Annotated in this window: 18 protein-coding genes; 11 read left to right on the top strand and 7 right to left on the bottom strand. The window is 68.0% G+C overall.

The features are described 5' to 3' along the window. Positions 1-279: 279 nt before the first annotated feature. Complete coding sequence (locus LC039_RS07540; RefSeq protein WP_226622809.1) at positions 280-1,581, top strand: MFS transporter; 1,302 nt, start codon at positions 280-282, stop codon at positions 1,579-1,581. A 308-nt stretch (positions 1,582-1,889) separates the two neighbouring features. On the opposite strand, the gene LC039_RS07535 is transcribed toward LC039_RS07540, so the two are convergent. The 5 genes from LC039_RS07535 to LC039_RS07515 all read right to left on the bottom strand — a co-directional run bounded on the left by LC039_RS07535 (position 1,890) and on the right by LC039_RS07515 (position 6,392). Continuing rightward, entirely contained in the window at positions 1,890-2,123 is a 234-nt protein-coding gene (locus LC039_RS07535) for a DUF2842 domain-containing protein (protein ID WP_226622807.1), read from the bottom strand. A 7-nt stretch (positions 2,124-2,130) separates the two neighbouring features. After that, positions 2,131-3,426 carry an adenylosuccinate synthase gene (locus tag LC039_RS07530; protein WP_226622806.1) on the bottom strand — a complete coding sequence of 432 codons (1,296 nt, stop codon included), beginning with the start codon at positions 3,424-3,426 and terminating at the stop codon, positions 2,131-2,133. A 304-nt stretch (positions 3,427-3,730) separates the two neighbouring features. Next, the gene (locus tag LC039_RS07525; RefSeq protein ID WP_226622805.1) at positions 3,731-4,660 is read right to left on the bottom strand and encodes an AEC family transporter; all 930 of its coding nucleotides are present in this window, start codon (positions 4,658-4,660) and stop codon (positions 3,731-3,733) included. A 119-nt stretch (positions 4,661-4,779) separates the two neighbouring features. Next, the gene (locus LC039_RS07520; protein ID WP_226622804.1) at positions 4,780-5,580 is read right to left on the bottom strand and encodes an MBL fold metallo-hydrolase; all 801 of its coding nucleotides are present in this window, start codon (positions 5,578-5,580) and stop codon (positions 4,780-4,782) included. Further along, on the bottom strand, positions 5,577-6,392 hold the full coding sequence (locus LC039_RS07515) for a TatD family hydrolase (RefSeq protein WP_226622802.1): 816 nt from the start codon (positions 6,390-6,392) through the stop codon (positions 5,577-5,579). Before LC039_RS07515 ends, LC039_RS07520 begins: the two co-directional genes overlap by 4 nt. 201 nt (positions 6,393-6,593) lie before the next feature. Between LC039_RS07515 and LC039_RS07510 the strand changes: the two genes are divergently transcribed. Next, on the top strand, positions 6,594-7,373 hold the full coding sequence (locus LC039_RS07510; RefSeq protein WP_226622801.1) for a glycosyltransferase: 780 nt from the start codon (positions 6,594-6,596) through the stop codon (positions 7,371-7,373). Positions 7,374-7,385: 12 nt separating this feature from the next. On the opposite strand, the gene LC039_RS07505 is transcribed toward LC039_RS07510, so the two are convergent. Next, positions 7,386-7,748, bottom strand: coding sequence for a teicoplanin resistance protein VanZ (locus tag LC039_RS07505; RefSeq protein ID WP_226622799.1), 363 nt, complete (start codon positions 7,746-7,748; stop codon positions 7,386-7,388). A 784-nt stretch (positions 7,749-8,532) separates the two neighbouring features. On the opposite strand from LC039_RS07505, the gene mraZ reads away from it, so the two are divergent. The 8 genes from mraZ to murD all read left to right on the top strand — a co-directional run bounded on the left by mraZ (position 8,533) and on the right by murD (position 17,825). Further along, on the top strand, positions 8,533-9,051 hold the full coding sequence (gene mraZ / locus LC039_RS07500; RefSeq protein ID WP_226622798.1) for a division/cell wall cluster transcriptional repressor MraZ: 519 nt from the start codon (positions 8,533-8,535) through the stop codon (positions 9,049-9,051). Positions 9,052-9,054: 3 nt separating this feature from the next. Beyond that, positions 9,055-10,044, top strand: a complete 990-nt coding sequence (rsmH, locus tag LC039_RS07495) for a 16S rRNA (cytosine(1402)-N(4))-methyltransferase RsmH (protein WP_226622794.1) — start codon at positions 9,055-9,057, stop codon at positions 10,042-10,044. Beyond that, positions 10,044-10,406, top strand: a complete 363-nt coding sequence (locus LC039_RS07490; protein WP_226622793.1) for a cell division protein FtsL — start codon at positions 10,044-10,046, stop codon at positions 10,404-10,406. The genes rsmH and LC039_RS07490 overlap by 1 nt, the downstream gene beginning before the upstream one ends. Next, positions 10,403-12,196: a peptidoglycan D,D-transpeptidase FtsI family protein gene (locus LC039_RS07485; RefSeq protein WP_226622791.1), complete on the top strand. Its 1,794-nt coding sequence runs from the start codon at positions 10,403-10,405 to the stop codon at positions 12,194-12,196. Before LC039_RS07490 ends, LC039_RS07485 begins: the two co-directional genes overlap by 4 nt. A gap of 69 nt (positions 12,197-12,265) precedes the next feature. Beyond that, complete coding sequence (locus LC039_RS07480; protein ID WP_226622790.1) at positions 12,266-13,759, top strand: UDP-N-acetylmuramoyl-L-alanyl-D-glutamate--2,6-diaminopimelate ligase; 1,494 nt, start codon at positions 12,266-12,268, stop codon at positions 13,757-13,759. Next, a complete protein-coding gene (locus LC039_RS07475; RefSeq protein ID WP_226622789.1) occupies positions 13,756-15,186 on the top strand; it encodes a UDP-N-acetylmuramoyl-tripeptide--D-alanyl-D-alanine ligase in 1,431 nt (476 codons plus the stop codon). Before LC039_RS07480 ends, LC039_RS07475 begins: the two co-directional genes overlap by 4 nt. 18 nt (positions 15,187-15,204) lie before the next feature. Then, positions 15,205-16,287: a phospho-N-acetylmuramoyl-pentapeptide-transferase gene (gene mraY, locus LC039_RS07470; protein WP_226622788.1), complete on the top strand. Its 1,083-nt coding sequence runs from the start codon at positions 15,205-15,207 to the stop codon at positions 16,285-16,287. 134 nt (positions 16,288-16,421) lie between these two features. Then, positions 16,422-17,825 (top strand): UDP-N-acetylmuramoyl-L-alanine--D-glutamate ligase, encoded by a 1,404-nt coding sequence (gene murD, locus LC039_RS07465; protein WP_226622787.1) that lies wholly within the window; start codon positions 16,422-16,424, stop codon positions 17,823-17,825. 22 nt (positions 17,826-17,847) lie between these two features. Here murD and LC039_RS07460 read toward each other — a convergent pair whose 3' ends face one another. Next, positions 17,848-18,516, bottom strand: a complete 669-nt coding sequence (locus LC039_RS07460; RefSeq protein WP_226622786.1) for a hypothetical protein — start codon at positions 18,514-18,516, stop codon at positions 17,848-17,850. A 169-nt stretch (positions 18,517-18,685) separates the two neighbouring features. Here LC039_RS07460 and LC039_RS07455 point away from each other — a divergent pair, with 169 nt between their 5' ends. Next, the gene (locus tag LC039_RS07455; RefSeq protein WP_226622784.1) at positions 18,686-19,858 is read left to right on the top strand and encodes an NAD(P)/FAD-dependent oxidoreductase; all 1,173 of its coding nucleotides are present in this window, start codon (positions 18,686-18,688) and stop codon (positions 19,856-19,858) included. Positions 19,859-20,054: the final 196 nt, after the last annotated feature.

Here is a 20,054-nt window from a genome sequence, read left to right as displayed (position 1 = left end):
TGCGATGGTGTAGAGGCACCGCGCGAGCGCGGAAGTTCCCGGTAATTTTGTTGCGTGCCGCTTGGCTGTGCCGCCAACCGGCTGACCTAGGGGAATAATTCGCGATGTTTGCGGCCAAAACCTCCGGTTTTGGCGGGTTCGGCGTCCTTGCTATGCGCCAAGCGCATGGCGGGGCTGACGAAAACAGTCGGGCACTCGGGTTACACCCGCCTGCTGATTGCGTTAACCGATCCCATCTCGGAACAAAGCTGTTCCTGACGCAATGAAAGACGAAATAAAATGTCCCTCTCAGACGCAGCCTATGACGCGCCGCGCGCCGGGGCCACGCCGGCACTGAACTCCCCGGCCAAGGTCCTGACGGCGAGCCTCGTCGGCACCACCATCGAATTCTTTGACTTCTACGTCTATGCGACCGCCGCCGTGCTGGTCTTCCCGACGCTGTTCTTCCCCAACAGCGATCCGATGACCGCGCTGCTGGCGAGCTTCGCCACCTTCTCCATCGCCTTCTTCGCGCGCCCCTTCGGCGCGCTGGTCTTCGGGCACTTCGGCGACCGCATCGGCCGCAAGGCGACGCTGGTCGCGGCGCTGCTGACCATGGGCATCTCGACCGTGGTGATCGGCTTCCTGCCGAGCTACGAGAGCATCGGCGTGATCGCGCCTCTGCTGCTGGCGCTCTGCCGCTTCGGCCAGGGCTTCGGTCTTGGTGGCGAATGGGGCGGGGCGGTGCTCATGGCCACCGAGAACGCGCCCGAGGGCAAGAAGAACTGGTACGGCATGTTCCCGCAGCTCGGCGCGCCGCTGGGCCTGTTCCTTTCGTCGGGCCTGTTCTGGATCCTGCTGCACTTCATGAGCGAAGAGGCGCTCCTGAGCTGGGGCTGGCGGATTCCCTTCATCTCGTCGCTGCTGCTGATCGCCGTCGGCCTCTGGGTGCGCCTGTCGATCACAGAGACGCCGGACTTCCAGAAGGCCATCGACAACGAAGAGCGTGTCGCCGTGCCCGCGGTCGAGCTGTTCAAGAACCACAAGGTCTCGATCGTGCTCGGCACCTTCGTGGCGCTGGCGACCTTCGTGCTCTTCTACATCTGCACGGCGTACCTGCTGAGCTACAACGTCAAGGTCGTGAAGATCCCCTTCACCGACGCGCTGGCGATCCAGATCTGGGGCTCGGTGGTCTTCGGCGCCTTCATCCCGCTGGCCGGCAAGCTGGCCGAGCGCTTCGGCCGCCGAGAGATCCTGACGCTGACCACCATCCTGATCGGCGTGTTCAGCTTCCTCGTGCCGGTGCTGATGGTCGAGAACGAGATGCGGATCATGGGCTTCGTGACGCTGGGCATGGCGCTGATGGGCATGACCTACGGTCTGATCGGCACCGCGCTGGCGGCGCCTTTCCCGACCCGCGTGCGCTACACCGGCTCGTCGATCACCTTCAACTTCGCCGGCATCTTCGGCGCCTCGCTCGCGCCCTATATCGCGACCTGGCTGCAGAGCAACTACGGGCTGGCCTACGTGGGGTACTACGTGCTCTTCGCCGCGGCGATCACCCTGCTGTGCATCTTCGCCAGCGGCAAGGGCAAGGTCTGAGGCGGATCGCCTGAAAGTTTGGGAAAGGGCGCCGGTTTCGGCGCCCTTTTTCGTTGGGATTTCGCTCGCCCGGAAGCAAGGCGACGCCGCTGGGCGAGCGCGGGCTGGCGCTTAGTCACCCTTGCGCAGTGCTCGAAGTTCATGCGGAGCTGGCAAAGATAGAATGCCGATGCCGAGTGGCAGTGCGCCACCCCACGGGCAGGCGCTTACCCGGCTCCCGTTGCGTGAACTGATAGGCAAAAAAGGGCGCGGCCTCGGTGGCCGCGCCCTTTCATTGTTCGTCAAATAGGCACCTTCTGGCGCGAGCTTCAGTCTTCGCGCGGCGGCTCCGCCTCCGGGTCTTCCTTGCCGACACCCTTGAAGACGAACTTGAAGGGCAGCATCCAGAGGAACCCGAGGAAGACGTAGACCAGAAACTCCAGCCAGATCGGCGGGCGGCCGAGCGCGTTCACCACGCTCACCGCCGCGACGATGTAGAGCGGCAGGCCCACCAGCAGGATCACCAGCGACCAGCGGCGGCGGGATTTGTAGCTGAGGGCCATACCGGGCTCAGTCCGCGAAGGGGTCGGTGACGAGGATGGTGTCGTCCCGCTCGGGCGAGGTCGAGAGCAGCGCCACCGGGCAGCCGATCAGCTCCTCGATGCGGCGGACGTATTTCACCGCGGCGCCGGGCAGATCGTTCCAGCTGCGGGCGCCCTCGGTCGACTCGGACCAGCCTTCCATCTCCTCGTAGATTGGCTTGCAGCGCAGCTGTTCCTCGGTGGCGATAGGCAGGTGGTCGAGCACTTCGCCATCAAGCTCGTAGCCGGTGCAGATCTTGATGGTCTCGAAGCCGTCCAGCACGTCGAGCTTGGTCAGCGAGATGCCGTTGACGCCCGAGGTCACGCAGGTCTGGCGCACCAGCACCGCGTCGAACCAGCCGCAGCGGCGCTTGCGGCCGGTGACGGTGCCGAACTCGCGACCGCGGGTGCCGAGGCGGTTGCCGTCCTCGTCATCCAGTTCGGTCGGGAAGGGGCCCTCGCCGACGCGGGTGGTGTAGGCCTTCACGATGCCCAGCACGAAGTCGATCGCGCCCGGGCCGATGCCGGTGCCGGTGGCCGCCTGGCCGGCGATCACGTTCGAGGAGGTCACGAAGGGATAGGTGCCGAAGTCTATGTCGAGCAGCGCGCCCTGGGCGCCCTCGAACAGGATGCGCTTGCCGGCGCGGCGCTTCTCGTTGAGCAGCTTCCAGACCGGGCCGGCGTACTCGAGGATCTGCGGCGCGATCTCGTTCAGCGCGGCCAGCAGCGCGGCGCGGTCGACCGGCTCGAGGCCGAGGCCGCGGCGCAGCGCGTCATGATGCAGCAGGGCGCGGTCGACACGGGTCTCCAGCGTCGCCGGATCGGCGAGGTCTGCGACGCGCACCGAGCGGCGGCCGACCTTGTCCTCGTAGGCCGGGCCGATGCCGCGGCCGGTGGTGCCGATCTTGGTGCCCTTGCTGGCCGCTTCCTCGCGGGCGCGGTCGAGCTCGCCGTGGATCGGCAGGATCAGCGGGGTGTTCTCGGCGATCATCAGCGTCTCGGGGGTGATCTCCACGCCCTGTTCGCGGATCGTCGCGATCTCCTTCACCAGGTGCCAGGGGTCGAGCACCACGCCGTTGCCGATCACCGACAGCTTGCCGCCGCGCACCACGCCGGAGGGCAGGGCGTTCAGCTTGAACACCTTGCCGTCGATGACGAGCGTATGGCCTGCATTATGGCCCCCCTGGAAGCGCGCGACCACGTCGGCCCGCTCCGAGAGCCAGTCCACGATCTTGCCCTTGCCTTCGTCGCCCCACTGGGCGCCCACGACGACCACGTTAGCCATTGCTCACCTGTCCTTTTGCCGGCGGTTCAAACGGGCTCCGTATAGATCCGCGCGGCGGCGGTGGGAACCATCAAATTGGGGATTGGCGAGGGCTTGCGGAAAAGAATTCCTCTGCGGCAGGGGCTGGCTTTACCGATATGCGCAGCCCCTGCCGGGAAACGGTGCCCGCAGCGTGGCATTGGAATACGGCCCGTTCCGTTGCAGAGGTCGGCGACGTGGCCGGGGGCTCGGCCCCCTCTTGGCCTGCGGCCAATTCACCCCCGGCGTATTTTGAAAGAGAAGAAGCCGGGGGCGGTGCGAGCCGTCAGGGCAGCAGGTGCAGCCAGGCCCAGGTGGTGACGATGCACATGCCGGTGGCCAGAAGCACCGAGGAGGCGGCGACGCGCTTGGCGCGCCCGTAGAGGTTGGCGAAGACATAGGCGTTCACCCCCGGCGCCACCGAGGCGGTGACCACCGCCGAGCGGAAGGCGTCGGTGGGCAGGGCGAAGGCGGTGCCGAGCGTGTAGGTGATCAGCGGGTGCAGCCCGAGCGAGAGCGCGCACACGAAGAGGATCGTACGCAGGTCGCCCTCGGGGCGGTAGCGAAAGAGCACGCCGCCGAGTGCGAAGAGCGCGCAGGGCAGGGCGGTGCGGGTGATCAGCCCCAGCGCCTCGGTCACCGGATGCGGCAGCTCGACGTTCAGCAGGTTGAACACGATGCCGATCGAGATGCCGATGACCATCGGCGTGCGAAACAGCGAGCGGGTGATGGTGATCGGCAGGCGGCGCAGTTCGGTGCCGCGGGCGCGGGCGATCTCCATCGCGGTGATGCCGATGGCGTAGCAGAGCGGCGAGTGCATCGCGATGATCGCGTAGTTGCCGTTCAGCGCGGCCTCGCCATAGGCCTGCTCGGTGATCGGCAGGCCGATCAGCAGCGAGTTGGAGAACAGCCCGCAGAAGCCGATCACCACGCTGTCTTCCCAGTCGCGGCCGAAGATGAAGCGCGCGCCGAGCAGCGCCACGAAGAAGCAGGTGATCGCCCCGGCGTAGAAGGAGAACAGCAGGTCGAAGCGGAAGTACTCGCCGAGATCGAGCTGCCACATGGCGCGGAACAGCAGGCAGGGCACGGCGATGGTCTGGGTAAAGCCCATCAGCCCGTCGATCGCATTGTCGGTCAGCAGCTTGCGCCAGCTGGCGAGGTAGCCCGCGCCGATGACGATGAAGACCGGGAGGATGACGTCGAGAAGGGCCTGCATGGGAGAGGAGCTTTCAATGCGCGCGCCGGGGCGCCTGCGGGCTCCGGCGGTGGGTCAGGGATTGCGGCGTGGGGCCTTGCGGCGGGCAGCGGCCCGGGAGGTCTGCGCGGCGCTTCTCCTCAGAGCGCATAACGCAGGACCATCCCGTCGTAGGCCGGGTGGATGTGATCGGCGGTTTCCGCCGCCAGCGTCTCGTAGTCGAGGTCGATGTGCATGTTGGTCAGCACCGCCTCGCGCGGCTGCGCCCGGGCGATCCAGTCCAGCGCCAGGTCGAGATGCGCATGGGTCGGATGCGGCGTGCGGCGCAGCGCGTCGACGATGAAGCAATCCAGATCCTGAAGCTGGCTCCAGGCCTCCTCGGGGATGCGCACCACGTCGGGCATATAGACGAGGCCGCCGATGCGGAAGCCGAGCGCGTCGATGCTGCCGTGGTCGACCTTGATCGGGGTCAGCTCGATGGCGCCGCCGGCGCCCTCGATGGTGAAGGGCCCCTGGATCGCATGCAGGTCGAAGATCGGCGGGTAGGGGCTGCCCTCGGGCTGCACGAAGGCATAGCCGAAACGCGAGATCAGGTCGTTCTGCGTGTCGGCGTCGGCCCAGACCGGCAGGCGCGAGCCGCGGTTGAAGACGATCTGGCGCAGGTCGTCGAGCCCGTTGGTGTGGTCGGCATGGCCGTGGGTCCAGACCGCCGCGTCGAGATGGCCGATGCCCGCGTCGAGCAGCTGTGCGCGCATGTCGGGCGAGGTGTCGATCAGCACGCGGGTGGTGCCGTCGGACCCCTCGCGCTCGACCAGCATCGAACAGCGGCGGCGGGTGTTCTTCGGGTTCGCGGGATCGCAATCGCCCCATTTTCCGCCAAGCCGCGGCACGCCGCCAGAGGAGCCGCAGCCGAGAATGGTGAAGCGCAGCTCGCCGTTCATTCGGCGGTGCTCCGCGCCGGGGACCAGGCGGCGGCCTTGGCGAAGAGACGCTCGAAGTTGGCCTCGGTGGCCGCGGCGAAATCTTCGTAGCTGAGGCCGAACGCCTCGGCGCCGACCTTGGCGGTGTGCACCGTGTAGCCCGGCTCGTTGCGCTTGCCGCGGTAGGGCGGCGGCGCGAGGTAGGGGCTGTCAGTTTCCACCAGGATGCGCTCGAGCGGAGCGGCGGCGAAGATCTCGCGCAGGTCCTTCGACTTGGGGAAGGCGGCGATGCCGGACATCGACATGTAGAAGCCGCAGTCCAGCGCCGCACGCGCCAGCTCGGGCGAGGAGCTGAAGCAATGCATGACGCAGGCGTAGGGCTTGCGCGCGTGGGCCTCGGAGAGGATGCGGGCCATGTCGTCATCGGCGGCGCGGGCATGGATGATCAGCGGCAGGCCGGTTTCCTGCGCCGCCTCGATGTGGATGCCCAGCGAGACCTTCTGAACCTCGGCGCTCTCGGCGGTGTAGTGGTAGTCGAGCCCGGTCTCGCCGATGCCGACGAACTTCGGGTGCTGCGCCAGCGCCACCAGCTCGTCGACCGAGGCCAGGGGCTCTTCGGCGGCGCTCATCGGGTGGGTGCCGGCGGCGTAGAACACCGGCTCGTTCGCCTCGGCGATGGCGCGCACCTGCGGCTCGTTGCGCAGGCGGGTGCAGATGGTGACCATGCGATGCACCCCGGCCTCGAGCGCGCGGGCGATGATCTCGGGGCGCTCTTCGTCGAAATCGGGGAAGTCGAGGTGACAGTGGCTGTCGGTGATCAGGGGAGTGGTCATGGGTTCGTCCTTTGCGCGCAGGTATCAGACATGCGCGGGGCAGGGTCAAGGCGGCGGCGCCTTGGCGGAAGGGCGGCGTGGCGCGGTTGCCGGATGTGCGGGCAATCCTGGCGCGCTGCGGGGAATCTGCGGGGAATTGGGTTGATGGCCGCCCGGGCATGGCCTTTAACGGCGCCCTAGGTGACTGGACGCGTGGGCGGAATGACGACGGAACTTCGCAAGTGGTATTTCTGCCTGAACGAAAAGGGCTTCGAGCAGGTGTTGGTGCAGGTGCGGGTCGCCGTGGCCTCCTGTCTCGCGAAGACCCGGCTGCGCCCGATCTGCCTCTATAACGGCGCCTCCGAGGCGCATGTGGCGCGGCTGCGCGCGCTTGGCGTCGAGGTCATCGGGCACCGCAGCTCGCTCGAGCCGCTGCTGCGCCGCGCCTATGGCGAGGCCTATGACACCTTCTCGGGACATTGGCTGCGCCTCGACATTCCCGCGCTCGAGCAGGAGGACGACTTTGTTCTCTACACCGATGTCGACGTGATGTTCCTCGCCCACCCGACACCGCCGCGCCTGAGCAAGCCGCTCGCCGCCGCGCCCGAGCGCTACCGCTGGCGCTACCCGCATTTCAACAGCGGGGTGCTGGTGATGAACGTGCCAAAGCTGCGGGCGCTGGCCGAGCCCTTCGCCGCCTCGGTCGCGCGCCGCTTCCGCGAGCCCTGGTCGCCGCCGGGGCACGACCAGGTGAGCTACAACAGCGTCTTCCGCTGGCGGCATGCGCGGCTGCCGCACGGGATGAACTGGAAGCCCTACTGGGGCATCGGTCGGGATGTCTCCATCGTGCACTTCCACGGGCCGAAGCCCGAGAACATCCGCGCGCTGGAGGCCGGGGGCGGCGCGGGGTTCATGCCTCAGTACCGCAATCTCTGGCGGCTCGATCCGGCGGCCTACGCTCACTACTGCACTTTGTTCGAGGGCTTCGAGGCAGCGCGCTGAAGGAGCCCCGGATCAGAGGCCGCGCAGCAGTCCGCGCCGGTGCAACTGGCCGCGCAGCAGGATCGCCAGCGTCGAGGCAGCCATGACACCGACGATATCGGCGGCCCAATCGCTCAGCTCCGCATCACGCCCGACATAGGCCTGGACGACCTCGACCATCCCGCCGAAGGCGATCGCCGCCGGGGCGAGCACCCAGAGCCAGCGCGGACGCAGGAAGGCGGCGGGCGCGATGATCGCGCCGAAGCCGAGCGCGTGCTGCAGCTTGTCATTCATCAGGGCATCCGCGAGCGGCAGCCGCGGGCCCACGGTGAGCGCGGTGACCAGCGTGGCGAGACCGAGGACGAGGGCGAGGGTGAGAAGCGAAATGCGATCCATTTAGACCAGAGATCATGCTGCGCGTGCGAAAGCCAGCGCAGAGCCGGCGGCGCGGCTACACGTTCACGTCAATGCCCGGCTGCGCGGCAGTGAAGCGGTCCGTCGCGCCGCTTGCAGGCAGGACGACATCTCTCGCGGCCGCGGTGGGAAACCATGGGATGGGAATTCATGGGCGGCATGGGAATTCGTGGGACGGGGATGGGCGGGAGTGGCGTGGCCTTCCGGGCGCAGGTCGTCACGGCAAGCATTCCTGTTCCGATTCAAGGGTTGATGCGATCTCGCTGGCGTGAGAAATGCTCACAGACCCGCGATTCCGCCCGCCGTACAAATTTTTTTGGGAATTCGTGGAAGTTTTTTCTGTCACGGCAGCGTTACCACATCTTGTGATGGGTGGGTTCCCGCTTACCACATATTCGTGATTCAGGGGCAAAACTGCCTCAATATGTTGTTCTACAGGGGTCTGTGGAACAACATGCAGGGGGATTCTCCCTCAAATTTCTATTGCTTCCCATGAAATCCCATGACATACCGTTAATCACGACGAAGGGACGGGATAAGGGGCAGCAAACGACCCCGGCGAACATCCCAGAAATATAAAACGAGCAGGTTCATACAGGCACCCGCCCTTCGTTGACATGAAGAATCCAGCGCGTGAGCGAGCAGACATCCCCCCAGGTGGCGTGCGTAGCTGGACCAGCCCGTAACACGGGTCAAGGCGGCGGGTTGATCGGTGGCAGCAGATCAACCCGCCGTATTTCGTTCAAACGGGGTGAGAGTAGGGACAGTGGGCCGCAGGCTTAGGTTCAGAGGCGAGAGCCGCAACAAGGTGGATAGTAAGGGGCGGGTGTCGATCCCAGCCTCTTTTCGCCGTGTGCTCGAAGCTGGTGATCCCGACTGGACCCAGGGCATTAACCCGAATTTCGTGATCGTCTACGGCGATCATCGCCGCAAATATCTCGAATGCTACACGATCGAGGAGATGGAGGCCGTCGAGGACCGCATCTCGGCGATGAAGCGCGGCTCGCAGAAGCGCCGCCTTCTGGAGCGTCTCTTCTCGACCCAATCCGTCACCACCAGCGTTGATGAAACCGGGCGCATCGTGCTTCCGGCCAAGCTGCGTGATAAGATCGGCCTTGAAGACTGGGCCTATTTCGCCTCCAACGTCGACACCTTCCAGATCTGGAAGCCCGAGACCTTCGAGGAGATCGAACTGGGCGGAACCGAAGAATTCCTCGACGAGATGCCGCCGGACTTCGATCCGCTCGAGCTTCTCGACGAAGACGACGAAACCGAGGAGGCCTGAGCCATGGCGGCGCCCAAGGACCCCAACGCCGCTCCGCATGTTCCCGTCTTGCTGCGGCCGCTGCTGGAGGCCGTGGCCCCGGTGCACGGCACCTGGATCGACGGCACCTTCGGGGCAGGGGGCTATTCGCGCGGACTGCTCGAGGCGGGCGCCGACAAGGTGATCGGCATCGACCGCGACCCGCTGGCGCACCAGATGGCGGCAAGCTGGATCGGCGAATACGGCGGGCGGCTCGAGCTGGTCGAAGACAATTTCGCCAACATGGACGCCCACGCGCAGAACGTCGACGGCGTGGTGCTCGATCTGGGCGTGTCGTCGATGCAGCTGGACCGGGCGGAGCGCGGCTTTTCCTTCCAGAAGGACGGCCCGCTCGACATGCGCATGGAACAGTCGGGCGAGACCGCCGCCGACCTGGTGAAGCGGCTCGACGAGACCACGCTGGCGGACGTTCTCTACACCTTCGGCGAAGAGCGCGCTTCGCGGCGCATCGCCAAGGCCATCGTGCGCGAACGCGCGGTGGAGCCGATCGAGACCACGGCGCGGCTCTCGTCGATCGTCGAGGCCTGCCTGCCGCGTCCCAAGCCCGGCCAATCCCACCCCGCGACCCGCTCCTTCCAGGCGCTGCGCATCGCGGTGAACGATGAGTACGGCGCGCTGTGGCGCGGTCTGATGGCCGCCGAACGGGCGCTGAAGCCCGGCGGGCTACTGGCCGTGGTGACCTTCCATTCGGTCGAGGACCGCATGGTCAAGCGCTTCCTGCAGGCGCGCTCGGGCCGGCTGTCCTCGGTCAGCCGCTACGAGCCGCAGGTCGAAACCGAACAGCCGCGCTTCGATCTGGTCACCCGCAAGGCGGTGGGGCCGGACGACGAGGAACTGGCGCGGAACCCGCGCGCGCGCTCGGCCCGGCTGCGCGTCGGGCGGCGGACCACGGCCGAGGCCGGAGATATCGAGTCGGGGGTGCTTTCCATGCCCCAGCTGAGAGGAAAGAGCTGATGCGAACGCTTCTCTACGTGACCACCTTCATGGCGGTGATCGGGCTGGCCTTCTGGGCCTACCACGAGAACTACAAGACCCAGGCCTCGCTCGACCACGTGCGCGAGCTGCAGCGCGACATCGGCGATGCCCGCGCCCGCCTGGCGATCCTGCGCGCCGAATGGGCCTATCTCAACCGCCCCGACCGGCTGCGCGACCTTGCCGAGCTGAACTTCGAGCGGCTGGGCCTGCTGCCGATGCGTCCCGAGCAGTTCGGCCGCATCGACCAGGTGAACTACCCCGACAACCGCGCGCTGGTCTTCAACGATCTCGTCGACGTGACAAGCGCCGGCGCCAAGGCGCAATCGGGGGCGCTGCAATGAACGGCCGCATCCCGCTTCGCCCGCTGGCCCGCGTCCTCGACGCCCGACGCCGCGGCGAAAACCCGGATGCGATCGAACGCGAAAACCTCCGTATCCGGCACGAACAGATGCGCGACAAGGCCCGGACCCGGGCCGAAGGCCGGCTGCTGGTGCTCGGCCTCGTGTTCTTCTGCGCCTTCATCGTGATCGGCCTGCGCATGGGCATGCTGGCGCAATCGCAGGCCGAGGAGCCCCGGGCCGCGGCCTCGGGCGCGTCGATCATCGCCTCGCGCGCCGACATCGTCGACCGCCATGGCCGGGTGCTCGCCACCAACATGGAGACCCACTCGCTCTACGCCCACCCGCACCAGATGATCGAGCCGGTGCGCGCGGCGGACGAGCTGATGAAGATCTTCCCCGATCTCGACCACGAACGGCTGGTGAAGGACTTCACCAACCCCAAGCGCAAGTTCATGTGGGTCAAGAAGAAGATCAGCCCCGAGCAGATGCAGGCGGTGCATGACATCGGCGAGCCGGGGCTTCTGTTCGGCCCGCGCGAGATGCGGCTCTATCCCAACGGCAAGCTCGCCTCGCATATCCTTGGAGGCGCCAGCTTCGGGCGCGAAGGCGTCGCCTCGGCCGAGGTCATCGGCACCGCGGGGATCGAGCGCTACTTCGACGAGGAGCTGCGCGATCCGGCCCGCGGCGGCGCGCCGCTGGAGCTGTCCATCGACCTGACGGTGCAGGCCGCCACCGAGCGCGTGCTGTCCTCGGGCATGAAGCTGATGAACGCCCGGGGCGCGGCCTCGGTGCTGCTCGACGTGCACACCGGCGAGATCCTCGCCATGGTCTCGCTGCCCGATTTCGATCCGAACGACCGCCCGAACCCGCCGGTTTCCGGCCGCCCCTCGGACAGCCCGCTGTTCAACCACGCGGTGCAGGGGGTCTACGAGCTGGGCTCGACCTTCAAGATCTTTGCCGCCGCGCAGGCGCTCGATCTGGGGCTGGTGCGGCCCGACACGGTGATCGACACCTCGCCGCCGATGAAGGTCAGCGGCTTCCGCATCGGCGAGTTCGAGGGCCACAACTACGGCAAGCAGACCGTCGAGGGCATCATCCAGCACAGCTCCAACCGCGGCACCGGCAAGATCGCGCTGGCGATCGGTCCGGAGCGCCAGCAGGAGTTCCTGAAATCCATGGGCTTTTTCGATCCCACGGGGGTCGAGCTGACCGAAGCCTCGGGCGGCAAACCCTTGCTGCCGTCGCGCTGGACCGACCTCAGCACGGTGACCATCTCCTACGGTCACGGTTTGTCGGCCTCGCCGCTGCACCTGGCGGCGGGTTATGCCGCGATCGCCAACGGCGGCCACAAGGTCAGCCCGACGCTGCTCAAGCAGGATGGCCCGCACTACGGCCCCACGGTGATGTCCGAGCAGGTCGCGGCCGAGGCCACCCACATGCTGCGGCTGGTTGTGACCGACGGCACCGCCAGCTTCGGTGACGTGCCGGGCTACAAGGTGGCCGGCAAGACCGGCACCGCCGACAAGCCCAAGGAGCGCGGCGGCGGCTACTACAAGGACAAGGTGATCGCGACCTTCAGCTCGGTCTTCCCGGCGGATGATCCCAAGTACGCGCTGGTGGTGACGCTCGACGAGCCGGTCGAGACCTCGGGCAGCCGTCCGCGCCGCTCCGCCGGTTGGACCGCGGTGCCGGTGGCCGCCGAGATGATCGGCAGGATCGCGCCGCTTCTGGGCTTGCGTCCGGACTACGATGTGCCAGAACAGGAGGAGGTCACGCTGGTTCGCAACTGATCCGGCGCTGGCCTCCGGCCCGTTTTTCGGGGCCGTGCATATCCGAAATACAAAGATGAAAGGGCCGTCATGGGCGCCGTCATTGGAGAGGGCAAGAACCTCAGCGAGCTGGGACTGACCGCACGGGGTGGTCGCGAGGCGCGGGTGACGGGGTTGTCGGTCGACAGCCGCGAGGTGACCTCGGGACATCTCTTTGCGGCGCTGCCCGGCACCAAGGTGCACGGCGCGGCCTTCATCCCCACGGCGCTGGAACAGGGCGCCTCCGCCATTCTCACCGATGCCGAGGGCGCGGCGCTGGCCGCCGAGGCGCTGGCCGGCTCCGAGGCCGCGCTGGTGATCGCCGCCGACCCGCGGCAGGCGCTGGCCTATGCCGCCGCGCTCTGGTTCGGCGGGCAGCCCGAGGTCACCGTCGCGGTGACCGGCACCAACGGCAAGACCTCTGTCGCCACCTTCCTGCGCCACATCTGGCAGGACATGGGCTTTCGCGCCATCAACCTCGGCACCACCGGGGTCGAGGGCGACTGGCAGGCGCCGCTCAAGCACACCACCCCCGAGCCGATCACCCTGCACCGTGCGCTGGCCGGTGCCGCCGAGGCAGGGGTCGATCACTGCGCCATGGAGGCCTCGAGCCACGGGCTCGACCAGCGCCGCCTCGACGGCGTGCAGCTGAAGGCTGCGGGATTCACCAACTTCACCCAGGATCACCTCGATTATCACGCGGATTTCGAAGAGTATTTCGCGGCCAAGGCCGGTCTCTTCGCGCGCGTGCTGCCCGACGAGGGCGTGGCGGTGATCAATATCGATGACGCCCGCGGCGTCGACATGATGGCCATCGCCCGGGCCCGCGGCCAGGAGGTGATCTCGGTCGGCGAGGCGACGGGCAGCGACCTGCGCATTCTCGGCCAGCGGTTCCACGCCACGGGGCAGGACCTGCGGCTGGATTGGCGCGGGGCCGTGCAGCAGCTGCGCCTCGGTCTCATCGGCGGCTTCCAGGGGCAGAACGCGGCGCTCGCCGCGGGCCTCGCCCTGGCTTGCGGCGCCGAGCCCGAGCAGGTGTTCCCGGCGCTGGAACGGCTGGAGACCGTGCGCGGGCGCATGCAGCTCGCCGCGACCCGCGACAATGGCGCGGCGGTCTATGTCGATTTCGCCCATACCCCCGATGCGGTCTCGACCGCGCTGCAGGCGCTGCGCCCGCACGTCATGGGTCGTCTCATCGCCATCGTCGGCGCCGGCGGCGACCGAGATCCGGGCAAGCGCCCGCTGATGGGCGCGGCGGCCACCGAACATGCCGACATGGTGATCGTGTCGGACGACAATCCGCGCTCGGAAGATCCGGGCTCGATCCGCGCGCAGGTGCTCGAGGGCGCGCCCGGCGCGCTGGAGGTTGGCGACCGGGCCGAGGCGATCCTGCGCGGCGTCGACCTGCTGCAGCCCGGCGATGCGCTGATGATCCTCGGCAAGGGCCATGAGACCGGCCAGATCGTCGGCGACACCATCTACCCCTTCGACGATGTCGAGCAGGCGAGCGTCGCCGTGGCAGCCCTGGACGGGAGAGGCCTGTGACCCTCTGGACATCTGAAGACGCGGCGCGCGCCACCGGCGGGCGCGCCATCGGCACCTGGACCGTCAGCGGCGTTTCGATCGACACGCGCACGCTGGAGAAGGGCGATCTCTTCGTGGCGCTGACCGCGGCGCGCGACGCGCATGACTTCGTGGCGCAGGCGCTCGAGAAGGGGGCGGGGGCTGCCCTCGTCAGCCGCATCCCCGAGGGCGTGCCGGAGGATGCGCCGCTGCTGCTGGTGGACGACGTGCTGCAGGGGCTCGAGGCGCTGGGACGCGCCGCACGCGCCCGCACCCGGGCGCAGGTGGTGGCGGTAACCGGCTCGGTCGGCAAGACCTCGACCAAGGAGATGCTGCGCACCGTTCTGAGCGCGCAGGGCACCGTCCACGCCGCCGAGAAGAGCTACAACAACCACTGGGGCGTGCCGCTGACGCTGGCGCGGATGCCCGCCGACGTGGATTTCGCCGTCATCGAGATCGGCATGAACCACCCCGGCGAGATCGCGCCGCTGTCGCGCATGGCGCGGCCGCATGTGGCGATGATCACCATCGTCGCGCCGGCGCACCTCGCGGCCTTCGAGAGCCTCGAGGGCATCGCGCGCGAAAAGGCGGCCATTTTCGAAGGGCTGGAGCCCGGCGGCATCGCCGTGGTCAACGGCGACCTCGAGGTCTCGCCGCTGCTCATCGAAATGGCCGAGGCAAAGGCCGATCAGGTGATCACCTTCGGCGAGGCGGCGGGCAACCACCACCGCGTCGAGCAGGTCACCATCTGCGACGCGACCACCGTGGCGCAGGGCCGGGCCTGGCGCACGCATGTGCTCTACAAGGTCGCGGTGCCGGGCCGTCACTTTGCCGTCAACGGCATGGGTGTTCTGGCGGTGGTGCACGCGCTGGGGCTCGACCGGGCCATGGCGATCACCGCGCTGGGGCAATGGGAGGCCGGGGCGGGCCGCGGCCTGCGCGAGGTCATCACGCTCGACCCGGTCGAGACGCAGCTGACGCTCGAGCTCATCGACGACGCCTACAACGCCAACCCGGCCTCGCTGGGCGCCTCGCTCGAGGTGCTCGCCGGGGCGAAACCGAAGGACGGGGTGGGGCGGGTCGACCACGGGCGCCGCATTGCCTACCTCGGCGACATGAAGGAGCTGGGCACGCAGGAGCACGCGCTGCACGCGGCGCTGGCCGAGCACCCGTCGATGGCCAAGATCGACATCGTGCATTGCGTCGGCCCGCTGATGCGCGATCTCTGGCAGGCGCTGCCGCCGGAAAAACGCGGCCATTGGGCCGAGACCAGCGCTGCCATGGCCGAGCGGGTGCGGCATGACCTGGATGCTGGCGATGTCGTGCTGGTGAAGGGCTCGCTGTCGATGGCGCTGGCGCGCGTGGTTGACGCGATCCACAAAATGGGTCATGCGCCCGCCACTATCTGACAAGAAGGACCGGGGCTCATGCTCTACTGGCTGACTGGATTGAGTGACGGCGGCGATGTCTTCAACCTCTTCCGCTACATCACTTTCCGGGCGGGTGGCGCGTTCCTGACCGCGCTGATCTTCGGCTTTCTCTTCGGGCGTCCGCTGATCGACGTGCTGCGCAAGCGGCAGGGCAAGGGCCAGCCGATCCGCACCGACGGTCCCGAGGGGCATTTCGTCAAGGCCGGCACCCCCACCATGGGCGGGCTGCTCATCGTCGGCGCGCTGCTCACCTCGACGCTGCTCTGGGCGCGGCTCGACAACGGCTTCGTCTGGATGGTGCTCTTCGTCACCATGGGCTACGCGGCCATCGGCTTTGCCGACGACTATGCCAAGGTGAAAAAGCAGAACACCGACGGCGTCTCGGGCAAGGTCCGCCTGCTGATCGGTTTCGCCATCGCCGCCATCGCGGCGACCTGGGCGGCCTGGCTGCACCCGGCCGATCTGACCGGGCAGTTGGCCTTCCCGGTGTTCAAGAACGCGCTGCTGGATCTGGGCTGGGTCTTCGTGCCCTTCGCGATGATCGTCATCGTCGGCGCCGCCAACGCGGTGAACCTGACCGACGGGCTCGACGGGCTGGCCATCATGCCGGTGATGATCGCCGGCGGCACTTTGGGCATCATCGCCTATGCCGTGGGCCGCACCGACTTCACCGAGTATCTCGACGTGCACTACGTGCCCGGCACCGGCGAGATCCTGATCTTCACCGCCGCGCTGATCGGCGGCGGGCTCGGATTCCTGTGGTACAATGCCCCGCCCGCGGCGGTCTTCATGGGCGACACCGGCTCGCTGGCCCTCGGCGGTGCGCTCGGCGCCATCGCCGTGGCCACCAAGCACGAGATCGTGCTGGCCATCGTCGGCGGTCTCTTCGTGGTCGAGGCGCTCTCGGTGATCATCCAGGTGCTCTATTTCAAGCGCACCGGCAAGCGGGTGTTCCTGATGGCGCCGATCCACCACCACTACGAGAAGAAGGGCTGGGCCGAGCCGCAGATCGTCATCCGCTTCTGGATCATCTCGCTGATCCTCGCGCTGATCGGGCTCGCCACGCTGAAGCTGCGCTGAGGCGCTCAGGGCAGCGGCACCCTCCTTCGAAGGAGGGTGCAAATCTCTTCGAAGAGATTTGCCGCGCTCTGGTGCGTGCCGCGCCGATGCGCTAGCCGTGAGGCGAGGGCAATCGCAGGCATGAGGGCAGTAGCATGATTCCGGTATCCGGCTTTGAGGAGCGCACCGTCGCGGTGCTGGGACTTGGCCGCTCGGGCCTCTCGGCGGCGCGGGCATTGCGCGAGGGCGGCGCCTCGGTGCTGGTCTGGGACGACAACGCCTCTGCGCGCGAGACCGCCGAGGCCGAGGGTTTCGAGAGCCGCGAACTGGCCAGGGCGGGCGGCTTCGACGGCGTCGACTGGCTGGTGGTCTCGCCGGGCATCCCGCATCTCTACCCCGCGCCGAACCCGGTGATTGTCGCCGCCTGGGCGGCGGGCGTGCCGGTGGACAATGACATCGGCCTGTTCTTCCGCTCGCTGGCCAGCCCCGGGTCGGATTGGGACATGTACGATTCCCCGCCGCGGGTGGTGGCGGTGACCGGCTCGAACGGCAAGTCGACCACCTCGGCGCTGATCCACCACATCCTGCAGAGCGCCGGGCGCGAGAGCCAGCTCGCGGGCAACATCGGCCGCGGCGTGCTCGACATCGACCCGCCGGGTGACGGCGGCGTCGTGGTGCTGGAGCTGTCGAGCTACCAGACCGATCTTGCGCGGTCGCTGACCCCGGACGTGGCGGTCTTCACCAACCTCTCGCCCGACCACCTCGACCGGCACGGCGGCATGGGCGGCTATTTCGCCGCCAAGCGCCGGCTCTTCGCCGAGGGCGGGCCGGACCGCTGCGTGATCGGCGTGGACGAGCACGAGGGGCTCTACCTTGCAAACCAGCTCTCCGAGGCGCCGACCGACGACCGGGTGATCCGCGTGTCGTCGGGCACCAAGCTCGCCGGGCCGGGCTGGCTGGTCTATGCGCGCAAGGGCTTTCTCACCGAGTGGCGCAAGGGACGGCAGGTGGCCTCGATCGACCTGCGCACCGTCAGGGGGCTGCCGGGGGCGCACAATCACCAGAATGCCTGCGCCGCCTATGCGGCCTGCCGGGCGCTCGGCGTGGCGCCGCGGCAGATCGAGGCGGCCTTCCACAGCTTCGAGGGTCTGCCGCACCGCAGCCAGATCGTGGCCGAGGCCGGCGGCGTGACCTTCGTCAACGACAGCAAGGCAACCAATGTCGATGCGGCGGTGAAGGCGCTGCTGGCCTTCAAGAACATCCGCTGGATCTGCGGCGGGCTGATGAAGGAGGGCGGGCTCTCCGGGCTCGCGCCGGGGCTGGCCCATGTCACCAAGGCCTATGTGATCGGCCGCGAGGCCGCGACCTTCGCGCTTGGCCTGCCGGGCGTCGAGGCCGAGGTCTGCACCGACATGGCCACCGCGGTGGCGCAGGCGCGGGCCGAGGCGCAGCCGGGCGACGTCGTTCTGCTGGCGCCCGCGGCGGCGAGCTTCGACCAGTACGACAGTTTCGAGAAGCGCGGCGAGGATTTCGCCGAGAAGGTGCGCGCGGGGCTCTGAGACCTCGCGCGGCGGCACGCCGTCAGGTGTCGCGCATCGGCGCCAGCAGCCCGCCGTAGAACGCCTGCGGGTGCACCACGCCGAGCTGCGCGGGGATCTTCGGCAGGTCGAGGATGCGGGCGATGGCGAAGCGGTGTGCCCCGCCTCCGGTGCGCAACAGCGTGCCGTCGCGGCCGACGTGCAGCAGGATGCCGCCGTGTTCGCGGCGGAAATACTCGGGCAGTTCGGCCCGGGTCAGCAGGCGGCCCCGGCGGCGGGTCTCTTCGAAGACCTCGTCGAGCCGCTTGTAGCGGGCCACGAGCTGCTCTTCGGTGGCGCATTCGTCGGGGGTCTTGCCCTGGGCGATCTCGGCCAGCAGCTTCTGGAACAGCGGCGTGTCGCGCCAGGGCGTGCCGCCCTCGAAATGCATGCGGCAGCTCAGCAGCTTGCGGTTGTCCTCGACCGAGCGGCGCTGCTGGTCCCAGTTGCCACCGAGGATCATGCCGCTCTGCTGGCGGCGCAGCGGGCGCTTGCCGGCGTAGATGTAGTTCACGTCGCGGGCATCGACCCGGATCAACTCGTCCGACAGCGGCGCGCCCGGCCCGTAGCGCAGCCGGTTCCACATGTCGCGCAGCGCCTTGCGCGGCACCTGCGCGTGCAGGTCCCGGAGCCAGTTGCTGGGATAGAGCGTCGGGTGGTCGGTGAAGGCCATGAGGCTGCCTGATGTGACAATCGCATGACAAAATGTAACGGAAGGGTGACGATTTCAAGAGTCCTCGCGCGCGTCGGCGGTGTTGTGACCCTCGCGACCGGCAGGGCGCGGGGGCAGGGGACCACGATGCCCTCTTTTCTCCCCCGTCCGCGAGTCGTAGAGGACGGGCATGGAATATGACGTGATCGTGCTGGGTGCCGGGGCTGCCGGTCTGATGGCTGCCGCAACCGCCGGGCAGGCGGGGGCGCGCGTGCTCCTGCTGGACCATGCCGACAAGGCGGGCAAGAAGATCCTGATCTCGGGCGGTGGGCGCTGCAACTTCACCAACATGGGCGCCGGGCCGGAGTGCTTCCTGTCGGAGAACCCGCATTTCGCCAAGTCCGCGCTCGCGCGCTACACGCAATGGGACTTCCTGGGACTGATCCAGCGCTACGGCATCGCCTGGCATGAGAAGACCCTGGGCCAGCTCTTCTGCGACGGTTCGGCTCGGCAGGTGGTGGCGATGCTGCTCGAGGAATGCGCCCGCGGCGGAGTCGACATCCGCCTGTCGACGCAGATCGGCGAGGTCGGTCACGCGGACGGGCATTTCCGCGTTGCCGGGGCCCGTGCACCGCAGATGGTCATCGCCACCGGCGGGCCGTCGATCCCGAAGATGGGGGCGAGCGGCATCGCCTACCAGATCGCCGAGCGGTTCGGCCTGCCTCTCGTCACGCCGCGCCCCGCGCTGGTGCCCTTCACGCTGGGGGCGGACGCACAGGCCTTCCGCGACATCTCCGGCGTCTCCTGTCCGGTCACCGCGCGCGTCGGCACGGCCTCCTTCCGCGAGGCCGCGCTGTTCACCCACAAGGGCCTCTCGGGGCCGGCGATCCTGCAGGTCTCGTCCTACTGGCAACCGGGCGAGCCCGTCGTGCTGTCGCTGCTCGACAATGCCATGGACCTGCTGCGCGAGGCCCGGCGGCGCGCCCCGCGCAGCCACCTGCGCGCGGCGCTGAGCGAACATCTCCCGAACCGCCTGGCCGAGGTGCTGGCGACCCGGATCGTGCTGGAGAAGGAGCTCGGCAACAGCTCCGACGCCGAGCTCGAGCGGGTCGCGGGCGCACTGACGCAGCTGACCTTCCACCCGACGGGCACCGAGGGCTACGCCAAGGCCGAGGTCACGGCGGGCGGGATCTCGACCGCGGCGCTGTCCTCGCGCAGCATGGAGGCGAAGACGGTCCCGGGGCTCTATGCCATCGGCGAGGCGGTCGATGTCACCGGCTGGCTGGGTGGCTACAATTTCCAATGGGCCTGGTCTTCCGCTTGGGCCGCGGGCACCGCGATCGCCGAACGCCGCGCGGGCTGAACGGCGCAGGCAGTCCGGGGCGTTGCGCTAGGCGTGGACCTTCCCGGAGGCAGCGAAGGCATGGGACGTGTCGTCCCCTGTCTCTCCCATTCTGCCAGACGGCGGCTTTGACGCCGCTCCCGGTCCGGGGATGAACAGCGCAAAATTTACCTAACGGCATCCGCGGCATCACGCTATCATGAGGCGACCGATATTT

Source organism: Alloyangia pacifica (genome assembly GCF_020524285.1).
In the GTDB taxonomy this organism is placed as follows: domain Bacteria; phylum Pseudomonadota; class Alphaproteobacteria; order Rhodobacterales; family Rhodobacteraceae; genus Salipiger; species Salipiger pacificus_B.
Note: the sequence above shows the minus strand (reverse complement) of the source record. Positions and strands in the feature narration are given on the sequence as shown.